This is a genomic window from Streptomyces sp. NPDC052682 (assembly GCF_040678435.1).
In the GTDB taxonomy this organism is placed as follows: domain Bacteria; phylum Actinomycetota; class Actinomycetes; order Streptomycetales; family Streptomycetaceae; genus Streptomyces.
This window is the reverse complement of sequence record NZ_JBFATS010000016.1, coordinates 91,585-105,292: the sequence shown is the minus strand read 5'-3', so window position 1 is coordinate 105,292 and position 13,708 is coordinate 91,585. Positions and strand designations below refer to the sequence as shown.

The window sequence follows — 13,708 nt, the reverse complement described above, 5'->3', positions numbered from 1 at the left end:
CTTAGACATCTGCGACGAGAGGCCGGGACATGGCAGAGCCGAGGATCTTCACGTCCGTCGACGACCTGAAGGCGGCGGTGGGCGAGCAGCTGGGGCACACGGACTGGCTGGAGATCGACCAGAAGCGGATCGACCTGTTCGCCGAGGCCACCGGTGACCACCAGTGGATCCACGTCGACCCGGAGAAGGCGGCCGCGGGACCCTTCGGGACCACCATCGCGCACGGGTACCTGACCCTGTCGCTGCTGCCGCTGTTCGGGCCGCAGCTCATCCAGGTCGAGGGCGTGAAGATGGGCGTCAACTACGGCACCAACAAGGTCCGTTTCCCCGCCCCCGTGCCGGTCGGCTCCCGGCTGCGCGCCACCGCGAGGATCGCCGGCGTCGAGGACGTGCCCGGCGGCGTCCAGGTCACGGTCGCCTTCACCGTGGAGCGGGAGGGCGGCGACAAGCCGGTGTGCGTGGCCGAGTCGGTGGCGCGGTACTACCTGTGATCTCCGCCTGAGGGCGCCGGAGGCTGCTTCGCCCCGACCATCCGCAGCACGAGGTCGGCGTAGAGCGCGCCGACCTCGTCGGGCGTCCAGGGGCCGTCGACGTTGAACCAGCGGGCCACGTCGATGCAGAGGGAGAGCACGGCGAGGGTCGTACCGCGCATGTCGAGGACGTCGAACTCGCCGGACGCCGCGCCCTCCTCGATGAGGCCGCGCACCACGGCGTCGCACTGCCGGCGCAGCGCCACGATCTCCGCGCGGGCGTCCGGTCCGAGCGAGTCCAGTTCGTACTGCACGACCCGCGCGGTGGTGCGGCCGCCGGCGTGCCAGCGGACGAAGGAGCTCACCGCGTCGGCGAGCCGCTCGGTGGCGCTGCCCTCGCCCCGGGCCGCCGTGCGCAGGATCTCGAGCGCCTTCTCGTGGCCGATCCTGCTGATGCGGTGCAGCAGCTCTTCCTTGGTCTTGTAGTGGATGTAGAGCGCGGCCGGGCTCATCCCGGCCCGGCCCGCGATGTCCCGGGTCGTCGTGGCGTGGTAGCCGCGCTCCGCGAAGGCCTCCACGGCGGCGATCAGCAACCGCCGGGCCGCGTCGGGCGTGACCTCACCCCACGGCTGCGCCTCACCGCCGGCCGTCTCCTCCGCCGTACTCATCGCTCACCCCTCATCACGGTCAGGGGTAACACCATACCGCCGAAGCTGAGCGGGCGCTTAGCGTGCCCGCTCACAGGCCCCTGGCCGACGCGGGCGGCTCAGAGCTTCTCGTACGGGCCGTAGGGCCGCACCGCCGCCTCCTGACGGTCCCGGATCACCTTGGCGAGAGTGAAGGCGGAGGTGACCAGATACAGGACCGCGATGGCGAGGAACGCCCGCACCCAGGCGTCGGCGTTCAGTTTGAAGATGCCGATGGCGGTGGCGGCCATGGCGACGGAGAACGAGGCGACGGCCTGGCCGTAGAAGGCGGCCGTGTTCTGCTGCTTGACCGGTGTGTCACTCATGGGGACCAGGGTCGGGCGCCCGAGCGCCGGCCGCATCCGCCGTCGTACTCAGGGGGATACTCAGAAGGCAGGTGCTCAGAACGCCGAGACCCCCGTCAGCGCCCGCCCGATGACCAGTTTCTGGATCTGGCTGGTGCCCTCGTACAGGGTCATCACCCGGGCGTCGCGCAGCAGTTTGCCCGCCGGGTACTCGTCGATGTAGCCGTAGCCGCCGAACACCTGCAGGGCGTTGTTCGCGGCCCGGACGGCCGCCTCCGAGGCGAAGAGCTTGGCCTTGGAGGACTCCACGGCGAAGGGCTGCCCCCGGTCGACGAGGTCGGCGACCCGCCAGGTCAGCAGCCGGGCGGCGTCGACGTCCACGGCGATGTCGCTGAGCAGCTCCTGCACCAGCTGGTGGTGGGCGATGGTCTTCCCGAACTGCTCGCGCTCACCCGCGTACCGGACCGCCGCGTCCAGGGCGGCCTGGGCTATGCCGACACAGCCCGCCGCGACCGACATACGGCCCTTGGCGAGTGCCGACATGGCGACGGAGAAGCCCTTGCCCTCCTCGCCCAGCAGCGCGGAGGCGGGTACCCGGACGTCCTCCAGCACCAGCTCGGCGGTGGCCTGGCCGCGCAGCCCGAGCTTGCCGTGGACCGGGCGGCGGGTCAGGCCGGGGGTGCCGGCCGGGACGAGGAAGGCGGAGACGCCCCGGTGGCCGGGTGCGTCGGTCGAGCGGGCGAAGAGCAGGACGACGTCGGCCCAGGTGCCGTTGGTGATGAACATCTTGGTGCCGTTGAGGACGTAGTCGCCGCCGTCGCGGACCGCCCGGGTGGCGAGGCTTCCCGCGTCGGAGCCGGTACTGGGCTCGGTCAGACCGAAGCAGCCGACCAGGTCGCCCGAGGTGAGCCCGGGCAGCCACTGGCGTTTCTGCTCCTCGCTCCCCCAGGCGGCGACGGTCTTGGCCACCAGCCCGAGGGAGACGGACACGATCCCGCGCACCGACGAGTCGCCCCGGCCGAGCTCCTCCGTCACCAGGCAGTACGCCAGGTGGTCGCCGCCGGAGCCGCCGTAGCGCTCGTCGATCGTCAGCCCCAGGAACCCGAGCTCGCCGAGCTTCTTCACGAGCGCGCGGTCGACCTCCTCGGCGCGGTCCCAGGCGGCGGCGTACGGGGCGACCTCCCGCGCCACGAAGTCCCGGGCGAGCTGCCGGACAGCCGTCTGCTCCTCGCTGAGCTCAAGGTTCACCACGGGCCACCCCACTGAGAGCCGTACGCGCGGGCCATTTAATTAGCACCGCTAGTTTCCAGTCGCAGCCCTACTATGTGCGCCATGGCCCGACCGCGCAAGCCCCTGCTCAGCACCGACCGCATCGTCGCCGCGGCGCGGGATCTCGTGGACCGGGAGGGCCTCGCGGCGGTCTCCACCCGCCGGCTCGCCGCCGAACTGGGCGTGAGCGGGCCCTCCCTGTACAACCACTTCCGCACCAAGGACGAGATCCTGGAGGCGGTCGCCGACTCGGTCAGCGCCCAGGTCGACCTGTCGATGTTCGAGGACGGGCGGGACTGGCGGGCCGCGCTGCACGACTGGGCCGTCTCCTACCGGGCGGCCCTGCGCGACCATCCGAACATCGTCCCGGTCCTGGCCCGCGGCCCCGGCCGCCGCCCGGCCGCGCTGCGCCTCGCCGACGCCGTGTACGGCGCGATGGTCGAGGCGGGCTGGCCGCCCGCGCAGGCCACCTCCATCGGCGCGCTGATGCGGTACTTCATCATGGGTTCCGCGCTCGGCTCCTTCGCCGGGGGCTTCGTGGACGACGCGAGCGCCTACGACCCCGCCGACTACCCGCACCTCGGCCAGGCCCACCTCCTCGCCGAGCAGCAGGAGAAGATCGACGAGCGGGCCTTCGAGACGGGGCTGACGGCGCTGCTGGACGGCCTGGCGCGGCAGTACGAGCAGGTGCGCGGCGCCGCGTAGGCACGGTTCGGCGGCTGCCGAACCGTCCGCGGCCCATCCTGGAGCCATGACGACGAGGGATCCCCGGGCGGCCGGGCTGGCGCGGCTCGCCGCCCTGATGGCCGACGAGACGCGGGCCGCGTGTGTGCTGGCCCTGCTCGACGGGCGCGCTTGGACCGCGGGCGAACTGGCCCGGCACGCGGGCGTGGCCGCCTCGACCCTGAGCGAGCACCTGGACAAGCTCGTGGCGGGCGGAGTGCTCGCCGAGGAACGCCAGGGCCGGCACCGGTACGTCCGGCTGGCCGGAGCCGGGGTCGCCCAGCTGGTGGAGGACCTGGCCGCGCGGGTCGGGCCGGAGACGGCCGCGGGGCCGCGCAGCCTGCGGGAGGCGAGCGCCGGTTCCGCGCTGGCCCGGGGCCGCACCTGCTACGACCATCTCGCCGGGCGGCTCGGCATCGCGGTGACCGACGCGCTGACGGACCGGGGGCTGCTGGTGCGGGACACCGGGTTCGCGCTCACCGACGCGGGCCTGGCGTGGTTCGCGGCGGCCGGCATCTCCCTCGACCGGCGCGGCCGGCGTCCGCTGGTGCGGGCCTGCCTGGACTGGACCGAGCGCCGCCCGCACCTCGCGGGTACGGCGGGCGCGGCCCTGTGCCGGCACGCGCTGGACGCCGGGTGGTGCGAGCGCATCGGGTCCGGCCGGGCCGTGCGGCTGACGCCGGCGGGCGAGCACGCCCTGACGGAGCTGCTCGGCATCGAGACGGCCGGCCTGCGGTAGACCCGGAGCCGGGCCGGGAGGGCGGCCTCCGCGGTCAGCCCTCGCCCAGGCGCCGCGCCGTCCGCCCCGGTCCCCGGCCCGGGAGCCGGCCTCGGCGGGCGCTGCACGATCCGCCCGGGAGCCGGCCTTTTGCAGCCCTCGCCCGTCAGCGCGACAGCGCCCGCTGAGCCGATGAGCCCACTGAGCCGATGAGCCCACTGAGCCCTGTAAGAGCCCCTGTCCCAGCCCGAGCCGCACCGCACGCCCCCGTCACCGGATCGTGCACAAACGACGTCCGATATCCGCGTGCCCCCATTCCACCGACCCCCTAGCGTCTGGAGCATGATGCGCACCCCTCTGTCCCGCCGTACCGGCCTGCGCGCCGCCGGTGCCGCCGCGGTCACCGTCGTGTTGTGGGCCTCCGCCTTCGTCTCGATCCGCAGTGCGGGGGCCGCGTACTCGCCGGGGGCGCTGGCGCTCGGGCGGCTGCTGGCCGGGGCGGTGGCGCTGGGGGCGATCTGTCTCGTCCGGCGGGAGGGCCGGCCGCCGAGGGCGGCCTGGCGTGGCATCGCGGTATCGGGGGTGCTGTGGTTCGGCTTCTACATGGTCGCCCTGAACTGGGGCGAGCAGCAGGTGGACGCCGGAACGGCCGCCCTGATCGTGAACCTCGGGCCGATCCTCATCGCCCTGCTCGGCGCGCGGCTGCTCGGTGACGCCGTGCCGCCGCGGCTGCTGGCGGGGATGGCGGTGTCGTTCGCGGGCGCGGTGACCGTGGGGCTGTCGATGTCGGGCGAGGGCGGCGCCTCGGTGCTCGGGGTGGTGCTGTGCCTGTTGGCGGCGGTCGCCTACGCGGGCGGGGTGGTGGCGCAGAAGCCCGCGCTGGCGACGGCGAGCGCCCTGCAGGTGACGACGTACGGGTGTCTGGCCGGGGCGGTGGTGTGCCTGCCGTTCGCCGGGCAGCTCGTGCGGGAGGCCGCCGACGCCCCGGTGTCCGCGACGCTGAACATGGTGTACCTCGGGGTGTTCCCGACCGCGCTCGCCTTCACCACCTGGGCGTACGCCCTGGCCCGGACGACCGCCGGCCGGATGGGCGCGACCACCTACGCGGTGCCGGCCCTGGTCGTCGGGATGTCGTGGCTGGTGCTCGGTGAGGTGCCGGGCCCGCTCACCCTGGCGGGCGGTGCCCTGTGTCTGGCGGGCGTGGCGGTGTCCCGGTCGCGGGCGGCGGGCCGGACCGTGGCCCGGGGAGCGGTTCCCGAGCCACGGCCAAAGCGGGCGGCGGACTCAGTCCGCTGAGCCGGTTCCCGGCGTGGACCGCTGCTGGGCACGGGCCCGGCCGGCAAGGACCTTGATCGACACCAGGGCGATCACCGAGAGCGCGATGATGTACCCGGCGACGGCCATCGAGGTGCCCGTGGCCTCCAGCAGCAGCACCATCAGGAACGGCGCGAGCCCGCCGCCGCACACGGCCGCGATCTGGTAGCCGAGGGAGGCGCCGGTGTAGCGCATCTCGGGCGTGAACAGCTCGGCGAACAGCGCGGCTTGAGGGCCGTACATGATGCTCAGGAAGCAGCTGGCGACGAACGTGCCGACCGCCAGCCACAGCAGCGATCCGGTGTCGATCAGCAGGAACATCGGTACGGCCCACAGCGCGATGCCGGCCGCGCCGAGCGCGTAGATCCGGATGCGGCCGATCCGGTCGGACAGGGCGGCGGCGGCCGGGATCAGCACCAGCTGGGTGAGGCTGACGCAGAGCGAGACGGTGAGCACCGCGCCCTTGGCCATGCCGAGTTCGCGGGTGGTGTAGTCGAGGACGCCGGTGATGAGGATGTAGAAGGTCGCGGTGTTCACGGCGAAGGAGCCGCCGGCGAGGAAGACCGTGCCGAGGTGGCCGCGCAGGATCGTGCGCAGCGGTGAGCTCTGCTCGCTCTTCTCCCGCTGCGCCAGCGCCTGTTCGGCCGCCCGGAACTCGGGCGTCTCCTCGACGCGCGTGTGGATGTACCAGGCGAGGACCAGGACGAACAGGCCGGCCACGAACGGCACGCGCCAGCCCCAGGCCGCGAACTGGGAGTCGCCGGTGAGGGCGCCGGCGAGCAGGAACACCGTGTTGGCGGTGACCACGCCGATGGGCACGCCGAGTTGGACGACGCTGCCGTACAGGCCGCGTTTGCCCTCGGGGGCGTACTCGGTGGCCAGCAGCATCGCGCCGCCCCACTGGGCGCCGACCGCGACGCCCTGGGCGACACGGAAGAGCACCAGCAGGACGGGGGCGGTGACGCCGATGGTCTCGTACGTCGGCAGCACGCCGATGCCGGTGGTGGCCAGGCCCATCAGGGTGAGCGCGAGGACCAGCATCGGCTTGCGGCCGCGCCGGTCGCCGAGGTGCCCGGCGACGATGCCGCCGAGCGGGCGGGCGAGGAAGCCGACGGCGAAGGTGGCGAAGGCGGCGAGGACTCCGGCCGTGGAGCTGCCGGCCGGGAAGTACAGGTCGCCGAGGACGAGCGCGGCGGCGATGCCGAAGACGAAGTAGTCGTACCACTCCACCGCGGAGGCGAGAGCGGCTGCCGTGGCGACGCGGCGGCGGTTGCCTGCGGCGGGGGCGGTGCTGGTGAGCGGTCGAGCGGAAGGTGCCGTGTCCATGGGCTGCACGCTCCGGTGGGTGCGGGGACGAAACCGGGGGGTGGCTCGGGTTCCGGGAACGTACTGACCGGACGGTATGGCCGTCAACGGGTTGCGCGCCCACAGTTTTTCCCCGCGCGGGTGGGTCCGGGCCCGGGCATGCCGGTGGCCCGGCCCTGTGCGCAGGGCCGGGTCGTCGCGTCGGCGGGCCGGAAGGGGAGCGGGCTAGAAGACCACCAGCGCCCGTCCGCCCTTGCCCGCGAGCATGTTCTCGAAGGCCGCCGGGATGCCCTCCAGGGCGATCCGTTCCGTCACCAGGGCGCCGAGGTCAAGGCGGCCCGCGCGGACGTGCTCGGCCAGCACCGGCAGGTCGCGGGCGGGGTCGGTGTTGCCGTACACGCAGCCGGACAGGGTCCTGCCCCAGTGGAAGATCTCCAGGGCGTTGAAGGTGACCTGCTGGTCCTTGCCGCCGATGCCGACGACCGTGGTACGGCCGCCGCGGCGGGTGGCGTCCCAGGCGGCCCGGATGGTGCTCGCGCGGCCGACGCACTCGACGGCGACGTCGACACCCTCCTTGCCGGTGAGGGCGCGGATCTCGCGGGGGGTGGTGTCCGAGGCGACCAGGTAGTCGGTGGCCCCGGCGGCCCGGGCCAGTTCCTCCTTCTGAGGGGAGACGTCGACGGCGATGATCGTCGAGGCTCCGGCGATACGGGCCGCCTGGAGCGTGGCCAGGCCCACCCCGCCGGCCCCGAACACGGCGACCCGCTCGCCGGGCCGGACCCTGGCGGAGTGGTGGACGGCTCCGTAGCCGGTCAGCACGGCACAGCCGAGCAGGGCGGCGTCGGTGAGCGGCACGCCGTCCGGCAGGGGCAGCACGCAGGAGGCGGCGACCACCGTCTCCTCGGCGAACGCGGCGACGTTCAGGCCGGGGTGGAGGTCGGTGCCGTCGTCGGCGCGGCGGGCGTGGACGCCGGCCGCGCCGTTGAGGGCGTGGGCGCACAGCCAGACCTCGCCGCGCCCGCAGGCGGGGCAAGCGCCGCAGGACGGGGCCCAGTTGAGGACGACGGCGTCGCCGGGCGCGACGTGGGTGACGCCGTCGCCGACGGCGAGGACGGTGCCGGCGCCCTCGTGGCCGAGGACCGCGGGGGCCGGCAGGCGCATGGTGCCGTTGGACAGGGACAGGTCGGAGTGGCAGACCCCGGCGGCGGCGAGCCGGATGCGGACCTGCCCGGGTCCGGGGTCGGGCAGCTCGATGCCGGTGATCTCCAGCGGGGAGCCGACGGCGGGCAGGACGGCGGCGCGGACAGCCATGGCGTACGGAACTCCTCTAGAACTGGAGGGACTTGGTCTGGAGGTACTCGGTCAGGCCGTGCACGCCGAGTTCCCGGCCGACGCCCGACTGCTTGTAGCCGCCGAAGGGGGCGAGGGGGTTGAAGCGGCCGCCGTTGATGTCGACCTGGCCGGTGTCCATGCGGCGGGCGAACGCCACCGCCTCGGCCTCGTCCCCGGCCCAGACGGCGCCGGCGAGGCCGTACACCGTGCCGTTGGCGATGCGCAGGGCGTCCTCCTCGTCCTCGTACCGCAGGATCGACAGGACCGGGCCGAAGATCTCCTCCTGCGCGATGGTCATCTCGGGCGTGACGTCGGCGAAGACAGTCGGGCTGACGTAGTAGCCCTTCTCGCGCGGCGCCTCGGGGCCGCCGGCGACCAGGCGGGCGCCCTCGGCGACGCCCTGGTCGATGTAGCCGCGCACCCGGGCTTGCTGCCGGGCGTTGACGAGCGGCCCGATGCGGTCGCCGTACTTGGCGGCGGCGGTGGCGGCCAGCTCGACGGCCTGCTCGTACTGGTCGCGGTGGACCAGCATCCGGGTCCAGGCGCTGCACGTCTGGCCGGAGTTGGACATCACGTTGGCGACGCCGACGTTGACCGCCCGGGCGAGGTCGGCGCTGGGGAGGATGACGTTGGCGGACTTGCCGCCCAGTTCCAGGGCGACCTTCTTGACGGCCCCGGCGGCGAGGGCGCCGATGCGGCGGCCGACGGCGGTGGAGCCGGTGAAGGACACCAGGTCGACGTCCGGGTGCTCGGCGAGCGCCTGGCCGGCGACCGGGCCGAGGCCGGTGACCAGGTTGAACACGCCCGCCGGGAGGCCGGCCTCGTGCACCGCCTCGGCGAACAGCTGGGCGACCAGCGGGGTGTCCTCGGCGGGCTTGACCACGACCGTGCAGCCGGCGGCGAGGGCTGGCGCGACCTTGGCGACGATCTGGTGGAGAGGGTAGTTCCAGGGGGTGATCGCGGCGACCACGCCGACCGGCTCGTGGAAGACGGTCGAGTTGCCGGTCTTCTCCTCGAAGGCGTACGTCGCCGCGAGTTCGGCGTAGGAGCCCGCCACGGCGATCGGCACGGCGGCGTGCACGTTCTGCGAGAACTTCAGGGGCGAGCCCAGTTCGGCGGTGACGGTCTCGGCGATCTCGTCCGCGCGGGCGGCGAGGCCGTCCCGCAGCGCGGCCAGCCGCGCGGCCCGCTCGGCGGGCGGCGTAGCGGCCCAGCCCCGCAGGGCGGCCCGGGCGGCCCGTACGGCGGCGTCGACGTCCTCGGCGGTGCCCGCGGGGACGGTGGCGATCACCTGCTCGTCGGCCGGGTTGACGACCTCGATCACGTCCTGGCCGGCGGCGGGGCGCCAGCCGCCGTCGATGTACATGCCGTCGTGTGCCTTCATCGTGCCTTCCTCCGGGGCGTGCTGCGGCGTCGTCCGACACACAAACTAGCGGCGTTAGTTTTAGTGCGCCAGAGCGGTACGCCGACGTCCCGGTCATCACAGCACAGGCATGGAACGGCCCGGCTGTGCCGCTGCTCACTCCCCGGCCGGACAGCCGCCCGGAGGTCTCGCGCGCCCGGAGCAGACCTTCACCCGGGCAGCCCCGGGTCGTCCGGTCCGCTCCCTGGCCGCTCCCTGGCCAGGAGCAACCGCTCCAGGTCGTCGAAGCGGGCGTGCAGGGCGCGGACGGCCTCGCCGCTCATGTGCCGCGCGGCCTGTTCGGCACGGGCCAGGCGTCGGCGGCGCTGCTCCTCCCGGCCGACGAACCAGGTCGCCAGAGCGGCGGTGCCGATGCCGTACGTGGTGATGCCGATGACCATCACCACGGCGCCGATGACGCGGCCCCACAACGTCACCGGGTAGAAATCCCCGTAGCCCACCGTGGTCGCCGTCTCGACCGACCACCACAGGGCCCGGGGATACGTCGTCAGGTTCGCGTCGGGGGCACCGTGCTCGGCGGCCACCACGGCCCAGGAGCCGGCCAGTGCCGTCAGCCCCAGCACGGCCGTGGCGGCCCACGCGGCCCGCAGGTGGAGCGAGCGGCCCTGACGGCCGAGCAGCACGTCGATCGCCCTGGTCAGAAATCCGGGCAGCACGGTCACTCCCTGTCGTCCCCGGCCCTCGCGCCGGCCGACGGCAGCGGCCGGGGCGCACCGCTCAGGACACGGCAGCCCTGCGCGGGCCGGTCGTCGGTGTATCGGGGCATGGGCCCAGTGTCGGCTCCCGGGCGTGCAGCGGCATGCCCGGGCGGCCGTCGGGGGAGCGGACGCGGGACGGGCGGCCGTGCGGTCTCAGTGCTGGATCGCCACCTTGGCGGCGACGATGAGCAGACCGAGCGCCAGGTTGACCGAACCGGCCGACACCACCGCGCGGCGAGACGCCCCGGCCCTGAGGACCGCGGCGCTGGCCCAGAAGACCTGCTGGACGACGGCGACGCCGAGCCCCAGCCAGGCCGCACCGTCCAGTCCCAGGCCGAACAGGGGGCTGACCGCGACGGCCAGAGCCGGGGCCACGGCCGCCTGCGCGATCGGCCACTCGTGGACGCAGACCCGGGCGATACCCGACCACGTCAGCGGCCGGTGCGGGAGCAGCTCGCCGACCAGGGCGGAGTAGGTGTGCGCGGCCCAGAACACGAGGCCGGTGCACAGCAGGAGCAGCACCAGTTCCACACGCGCGTACGGGCCGGCGGCGCTGGTGCCGGCGACCACGGAGGCGGCCAGCAGCGACCCGTAGACCGCGCCCGCGAAGGACGGATCGGCCGGGCCGGGCGACGGCCCGGCATCCGGTTCACCCAGGGACGTCCGCTCTGTCATGTTCCTATGGTCATCACAGGGACGATGTCATCGCCCGCGCAACCGAATGGCGGATCGCGGCCGGTCGCCGGGATGCCGAGCCACCGATGCGGTGCCAGCCTCGGTGCTGAGTCGGAGGCCGTGCCAGAGCCGCCGACGGGACGATGCCCGCACCGCACCTGAGGAGCGCCGTATGACCGGCCACGCGACCGAATCGGACCACCGCGCCCGCCCCGCCACGCCCCCCTGGGCGACGGACAGCCCGTGGGCCACGGGGTGGACCGCCGCCGCGGCGGCTCTGATGATCTTCGGTGGGATCATGGGAGTCTTCCAGGGCATCGCCGCCCTGGCACAGGACGACGTGTTCGTCGCCACACCGGACTTCACCTACCAGTTCAGCCTCACCGGCTGGGGCTGGCTGCACCTGATCCTCGGCATCGTGGTGGCGCTCGCCGGCTGTGCGCTGCTCACGGGCGCCCTGTGGGCCCGGGTCGTGGGGATCGTGCTGGCCGGCCTCGGCATGGTGGCCAACTTCGTGTGGCTGCCGCACGCACCGGTGTGGGCCGTGGTGCTGATCATCGTTCACGGTTTCATCATCTGGGCGCTGTGCATGCCCCGCTCCCGCGTCCAGGCGTAGGACGGGACGGCGTCACCGGCACGGGACGACGGTGAGCCAAGGTATGGCCGCCCTGCTCCCGGTGGTGTTCGCGCTGCTGGCCGCGTGCAGCGACGCCCTCGCCACCGTGCTGCAACGCCGCGCGGCCCTGACCGTGCCCCGGTCCGAGGGGTTCCGTCCCGGGCTGGTCCTGGACCTGCTGCGCCGCCCCCTGTGGCTCGGGGGGATCCTGGCCGTCGTCGCCGCGGGGGTCTGCCAGGCGGCGGCGCTCGCCACCGGGCCGCTCACGCTCGTGCAGCCGCTGTTCGTCCTCGAACTGCCGCTCGCGCTGCTGTTCGCCTCGGCCATCGGCGGCAGGCGGCTGCCCGGCGCCCTGCTGCTGGCCGCGTCCCTGGTCGTCGCCGGACTGGGAACGGCGCTCGTGTCGGCCTCGCCCGACGGCAACCGCACGCACGTGGCCCTCGACCGCTGGCTGCCCGTGCTGGCCACGTGCGCCGCCGCGGTCCTCGTCCTGGCGGCGGCGGGGCTGAGAAGACCTCCGGGCCCGGCTCGCGCCGGCTGCCTCGGCGCGGCCACCGCGGTCTGCTTCGCGGTGACGGCCGGTCTGATGAAGACGGCGACGCACATCCTCGCCGAGGACGGCATCGGCGCGTTCCTCACCGCCTGGCAGACGTACGGCTTCGCCGTGGCGGGCGTCTGCGCCGTGCTGCTGCTGGAACACGCCATGCAGGGCGGGCCGTTGGTGGCGTCGCAGCCCGCGCTCACCCTCGGTGACGCCACGGTGAGCTTTCTGCTCGGCGTCGTGGTGTACGAGGAACACGTGCGGACCGGCTGGTGGCTGCTGCCGGAACTGCTCGGCATCGGGCTGGTCGCCGCGGGGGTGGTCGCCCTCGCCAGGGGGGAGGGCCCGGCGCTGGAGGAGCCGGCGCCCGGCCCTGCCTCGAACGCCGCTCCCCCGGTTCAGTGACCGGTGCCGGCCCGGTGCCGGCGCGACGGCTCGGGGACCGTCGCCGACTCGGGCGGGTCACCCGGCGCGCGCAGGCCTGTGGCCGCCGACAGCAACAGCAGGGCCCCCAGCATCACGAACGGGGCCGCCACGCCCGCGAGGCCCGCGACCAGGCCCGCGGCCGCCGGGGCCGCGACCTGGCCGAGGCGGTTGCCGGTCAGGCGCAGGGCGAGGGCCGTGGAGCGGGCGCCGTCGGGTGCCGCCCGGACCACCGTGGTCATGGACAGCGGCTGGCCGACGCCCAGGCAGAAACCCAGGGCGGCGAGGATCACGGCCAGCGCCCACACCGGCACCGGCAGCGCGATGCCCGCGCAGAGCAGGGCCGCCAGCAGGCAGGTGAGCGTCAGCAGCCAGGGGCGGCCGAGCAGCCTCAGCAGGGGCGTCAGGACCAGGCGGCACGCGATGGTCGCCGCCGCCCGGAGGCTGAGCAGGAGGCCGATGACGGACGGGGCGATGCCCCGGTGCTCGCCGACCACCGGCAGGTAGGCGGTGAGGATGTCGGTCGCGGACAGCACGGAGAGGCTGATGAGGATGCCCGCGGGGACGCCCCGGGCGCGCAGGATGCGGTGCACGGGGACGCGGCCGGCCGCCGCCGTACGGGACGTGGGGGACGTGCGGCGGTGCTCGATCCGCCACAGGGAGGTGAGCGCCACCGCTCCCCCGGCACCCGCGGCCAGCAGGGCGAGGGCGCTGGTGCCCGCCATGTCCCGGCCGTCGATCACCGCGCCCGCCGCCACGGGGCCGATCAGCTGGCCGAGCGAGGCACCGATGGTGAAGTGGCCGAAGTTGCGGTCCTGGTCGTGCGGTGCCGACTGCCGGGCGACCAGCGACTGGGCGCCGATGACGAAGCAGAGGTGGCCGAGGCCCATCACGCCGCTCCACAGCGCCATCGCCCACAGGGAGCCGGCGAGGCCGCTCAGCACGCAGCCGCCGGAGATGAGCACGACCCCGGCGGGCAGCAGGGGCGCGCAGCGGCCGTGGTCGGTACGGCGGCCCAGCGGCACGGCGGCGAACAGCGGGAGCAGGGCGTACACACCCGCGATGACACCGACGGCCCGCTCGTCGGCGCCCAGCGCGAGGGCCCGGTAGGAGACGGCGGGCCGGGCCATCGACACCGCCCCCTGCGCGAAGCTGAAGGCGATGACGAGGCGGAGCAACCAGCCGCGGTTCCCACCGGGCCCCATGGTCG

15 protein-coding genes are annotated in these 13,708 nt (G+C 74.2%); 6 read left to right on the top strand and 9 right to left on the bottom strand.

The window, feature by feature from the left end; genetic code table 11:
* Positions 1–29: 29 nt before the first annotated feature.
* Positions 30–491 (top strand): MaoC family dehydratase, encoded by a 462-nt coding sequence (locus tag AB0K80_RS24585; RefSeq protein ID WP_365673062.1) that lies wholly within the window; start codon positions 30–32, stop codon positions 489–491.
* On the opposite strand, the gene AB0K80_RS24580 is transcribed toward AB0K80_RS24585, so the two are convergent.
* From AB0K80_RS24580 to AB0K80_RS24570, 3 genes are all read right to left on the bottom strand, one after another.
* Positions 482–1,138 (bottom strand): TetR/AcrR family transcriptional regulator, encoded by a 657-nt coding sequence (locus tag AB0K80_RS24580; protein WP_365673060.1) that lies wholly within the window; start codon positions 1,136–1,138, stop codon positions 482–484. The two genes, AB0K80_RS24585 and AB0K80_RS24580, sit on opposite strands and share 10 nt — an antisense overlap.
* A gap of 98 nt (positions 1,139–1,236) precedes the next feature.
* Positions 1,237–1,482 carry a YiaA/YiaB family inner membrane protein gene (locus AB0K80_RS24575; RefSeq protein ID WP_365673058.1) on the bottom strand — a complete coding sequence of 82 codons (246 nt, stop codon included), beginning with the start codon at positions 1,480–1,482 and terminating at the stop codon, positions 1,237–1,239.
* Positions 1,483–1,557: 75 nt separating this feature from the next.
* Positions 1,558–2,709, bottom strand: a complete 1,152-nt coding sequence (locus tag AB0K80_RS24570; protein ID WP_365673056.1) for an acyl-CoA dehydrogenase family protein — start codon at positions 2,707–2,709, stop codon at positions 1,558–1,560.
* Between the two features lie 84 nt (positions 2,710–2,793).
* Here AB0K80_RS24570 and AB0K80_RS24565 point away from each other — a divergent pair, with 84 nt between their 5' ends.
* The 3 genes from AB0K80_RS24565 (at position 2,794) to AB0K80_RS24555 (ending at position 5,467) form a co-directional block, all read left to right on the top strand.
* Positions 2,794–3,435, top strand: a complete 642-nt coding sequence (locus AB0K80_RS24565) for a TetR/AcrR family transcriptional regulator (protein WP_365673054.1) — start codon at positions 2,794–2,796, stop codon at positions 3,433–3,435.
* Between the two features lie 46 nt (positions 3,436–3,481).
* Positions 3,482–4,192: a winged helix-turn-helix domain-containing protein gene (locus tag AB0K80_RS24560; RefSeq protein ID WP_365673052.1), complete on the top strand. Its 711-nt coding sequence runs from the start codon at positions 3,482–3,484 to the stop codon at positions 4,190–4,192.
* 324 nt (positions 4,193–4,516) lie between these two features.
* The gene (locus tag AB0K80_RS24555; protein ID WP_365673219.1) at positions 4,517–5,467 is read left to right on the top strand and encodes a DMT family transporter; all 951 of its coding nucleotides are present in this window, start codon (positions 4,517–4,519) and stop codon (positions 5,465–5,467) included.
* Here the strand turns inward: AB0K80_RS24555 and AB0K80_RS24550 are convergent.
* The 5 genes from AB0K80_RS24550 to AB0K80_RS24530 form a co-directional block, all read right to left on the bottom strand.
* Positions 5,456–6,811 (bottom strand): MFS transporter, encoded by a 1,356-nt coding sequence (locus tag AB0K80_RS24550; RefSeq protein WP_365673050.1) that lies wholly within the window; start codon positions 6,809–6,811, stop codon positions 5,456–5,458. The two genes, AB0K80_RS24555 and AB0K80_RS24550, sit on opposite strands and share 12 nt — an antisense overlap.
* Before the next feature lie 204 nt (positions 6,812–7,015).
* Positions 7,016–8,101, bottom strand: a complete 1,086-nt coding sequence (locus AB0K80_RS24545; protein WP_365673049.1) for a Zn-dependent alcohol dehydrogenase — start codon at positions 8,099–8,101, stop codon at positions 7,016–7,018.
* 16 nt (positions 8,102–8,117) lie between these two features.
* Entirely contained in the window at positions 8,118–9,506 is a 1,389-nt protein-coding gene (locus AB0K80_RS24540) for an aldehyde dehydrogenase family protein (protein ID WP_365673047.1), read from the bottom strand.
* Positions 9,507–9,694: 188 nt separating this feature from the next.
* Positions 9,695–10,201 carry a potassium channel family protein gene (locus AB0K80_RS24535; RefSeq protein ID WP_365673046.1) on the bottom strand — a complete coding sequence of 169 codons (507 nt, stop codon included), beginning with the start codon at positions 10,199–10,201 and terminating at the stop codon, positions 9,695–9,697.
* A gap of 195 nt (positions 10,202–10,396) precedes the next feature.
* Entirely contained in the window at positions 10,397–10,918 is a 522-nt protein-coding gene (locus AB0K80_RS24530; RefSeq protein ID WP_365673044.1) for a hypothetical protein, read from the bottom strand.
* A 280-nt stretch (positions 10,919–11,198) separates the two neighbouring features.
* Here AB0K80_RS24530 and AB0K80_RS24525 point away from each other — a divergent pair, with 280 nt between their 5' ends.
* Both AB0K80_RS24525 and AB0K80_RS24520 read left to right on the top strand, forming a co-directional pair.
* Complete coding sequence (locus AB0K80_RS24525) at positions 11,199–11,534, top strand: hypothetical protein (RefSeq protein WP_365673216.1); 336 nt, start codon at positions 11,199–11,201, stop codon at positions 11,532–11,534.
* Positions 11,535–11,577: 43 nt separating this feature from the next.
* Entirely contained in the window at positions 11,578–12,480 is a 903-nt protein-coding gene (locus tag AB0K80_RS24520) for a DMT family transporter (RefSeq protein ID WP_365673042.1), read from the top strand.
* On the opposite strand, the gene AB0K80_RS24515 is transcribed toward AB0K80_RS24520, so the two are convergent.
* A complete protein-coding gene (locus tag AB0K80_RS24515; protein WP_365673040.1) occupies positions 12,474–13,703 on the bottom strand; it encodes an MFS transporter in 1,230 nt (409 codons plus the stop codon). The two genes, AB0K80_RS24520 and AB0K80_RS24515, sit on opposite strands and share 7 nt — an antisense overlap.
* Positions 13,704–13,708 lie beyond the last annotated feature (5 nt).

Bases quoted from the DNA above. Each gene is read 5' to 3' on its own strand.
- AB0K80_RS24545 (WP_365673049.1), bottom strand. From the start codon at position 8,101: ATGGCTGTCCGCGCCGCCGTCCTGCCCGCCGTCGGCTCCCCGCTGGAG.
- AB0K80_RS24560 (WP_365673052.1), top strand. From the start codon at position 3,482: ATGACGACGAGGGATCCCCGGGCGGCCGGGCTGGCGCGGCTCGCCGCC.
- AB0K80_RS24540 (WP_365673047.1), bottom strand. From the start codon at position 9,506: ATGAAGGCACACGACGGCATGTACATCGACGGCGGCTGGCGCCCCGCC.
- AB0K80_RS24520 (WP_365673042.1), top strand. From the start codon at position 11,578: ATGGCCGCCCTGCTCCCGGTGGTGTTCGCGCTGCTGGCCGCGTGCAGC.
- AB0K80_RS24580 (WP_365673060.1), bottom strand. From the start codon at position 1,138: ATGAGTACGGCGGAGGAGACGGCCGGCGGTGAGGCGCAGCCGTGGGGT.
- AB0K80_RS24515 (WP_365673040.1), bottom strand. From the start codon at position 13,703: ATGGGGCCCGGTGGGAACCGCGGCTGGTTGCTCCGCCTCGTCATCGCC.
- AB0K80_RS24525 (WP_365673216.1), top strand. From the start codon at position 11,199: ATGATCTTCGGTGGGATCATGGGAGTCTTCCAGGGCATCGCCGCCCTG.
- AB0K80_RS24565 (WP_365673054.1), top strand. From the start codon at position 2,794: ATGGCCCGACCGCGCAAGCCCCTGCTCAGCACCGACCGCATCGTCGCC.
- AB0K80_RS24575 (WP_365673058.1), bottom strand. From the start codon at position 1,482: ATGAGTGACACACCGGTCAAGCAGCAGAACACGGCCGCCTTCTACGGC.
- AB0K80_RS24550 (WP_365673050.1), bottom strand. From the start codon at position 6,811: ATGGACACGGCACCTTCCGCTCGACCGCTCACCAGCACCGCCCCCGCC.
- AB0K80_RS24555 (WP_365673219.1), top strand. From the start codon at position 4,517: ATGCGCACCCCTCTGTCCCGCCGTACCGGCCTGCGCGCCGCCGGTGCC.
- AB0K80_RS24530 (WP_365673044.1), bottom strand. From the start codon at position 10,918: ATGACAGAGCGGACGTCCCTGGGTGAACCGGATGCCGGGCCGTCGCCC.
- AB0K80_RS24585 (WP_365673062.1), top strand. From the start codon at position 30: ATGGCAGAGCCGAGGATCTTCACGTCCGTCGACGACCTGAAGGCGGCG.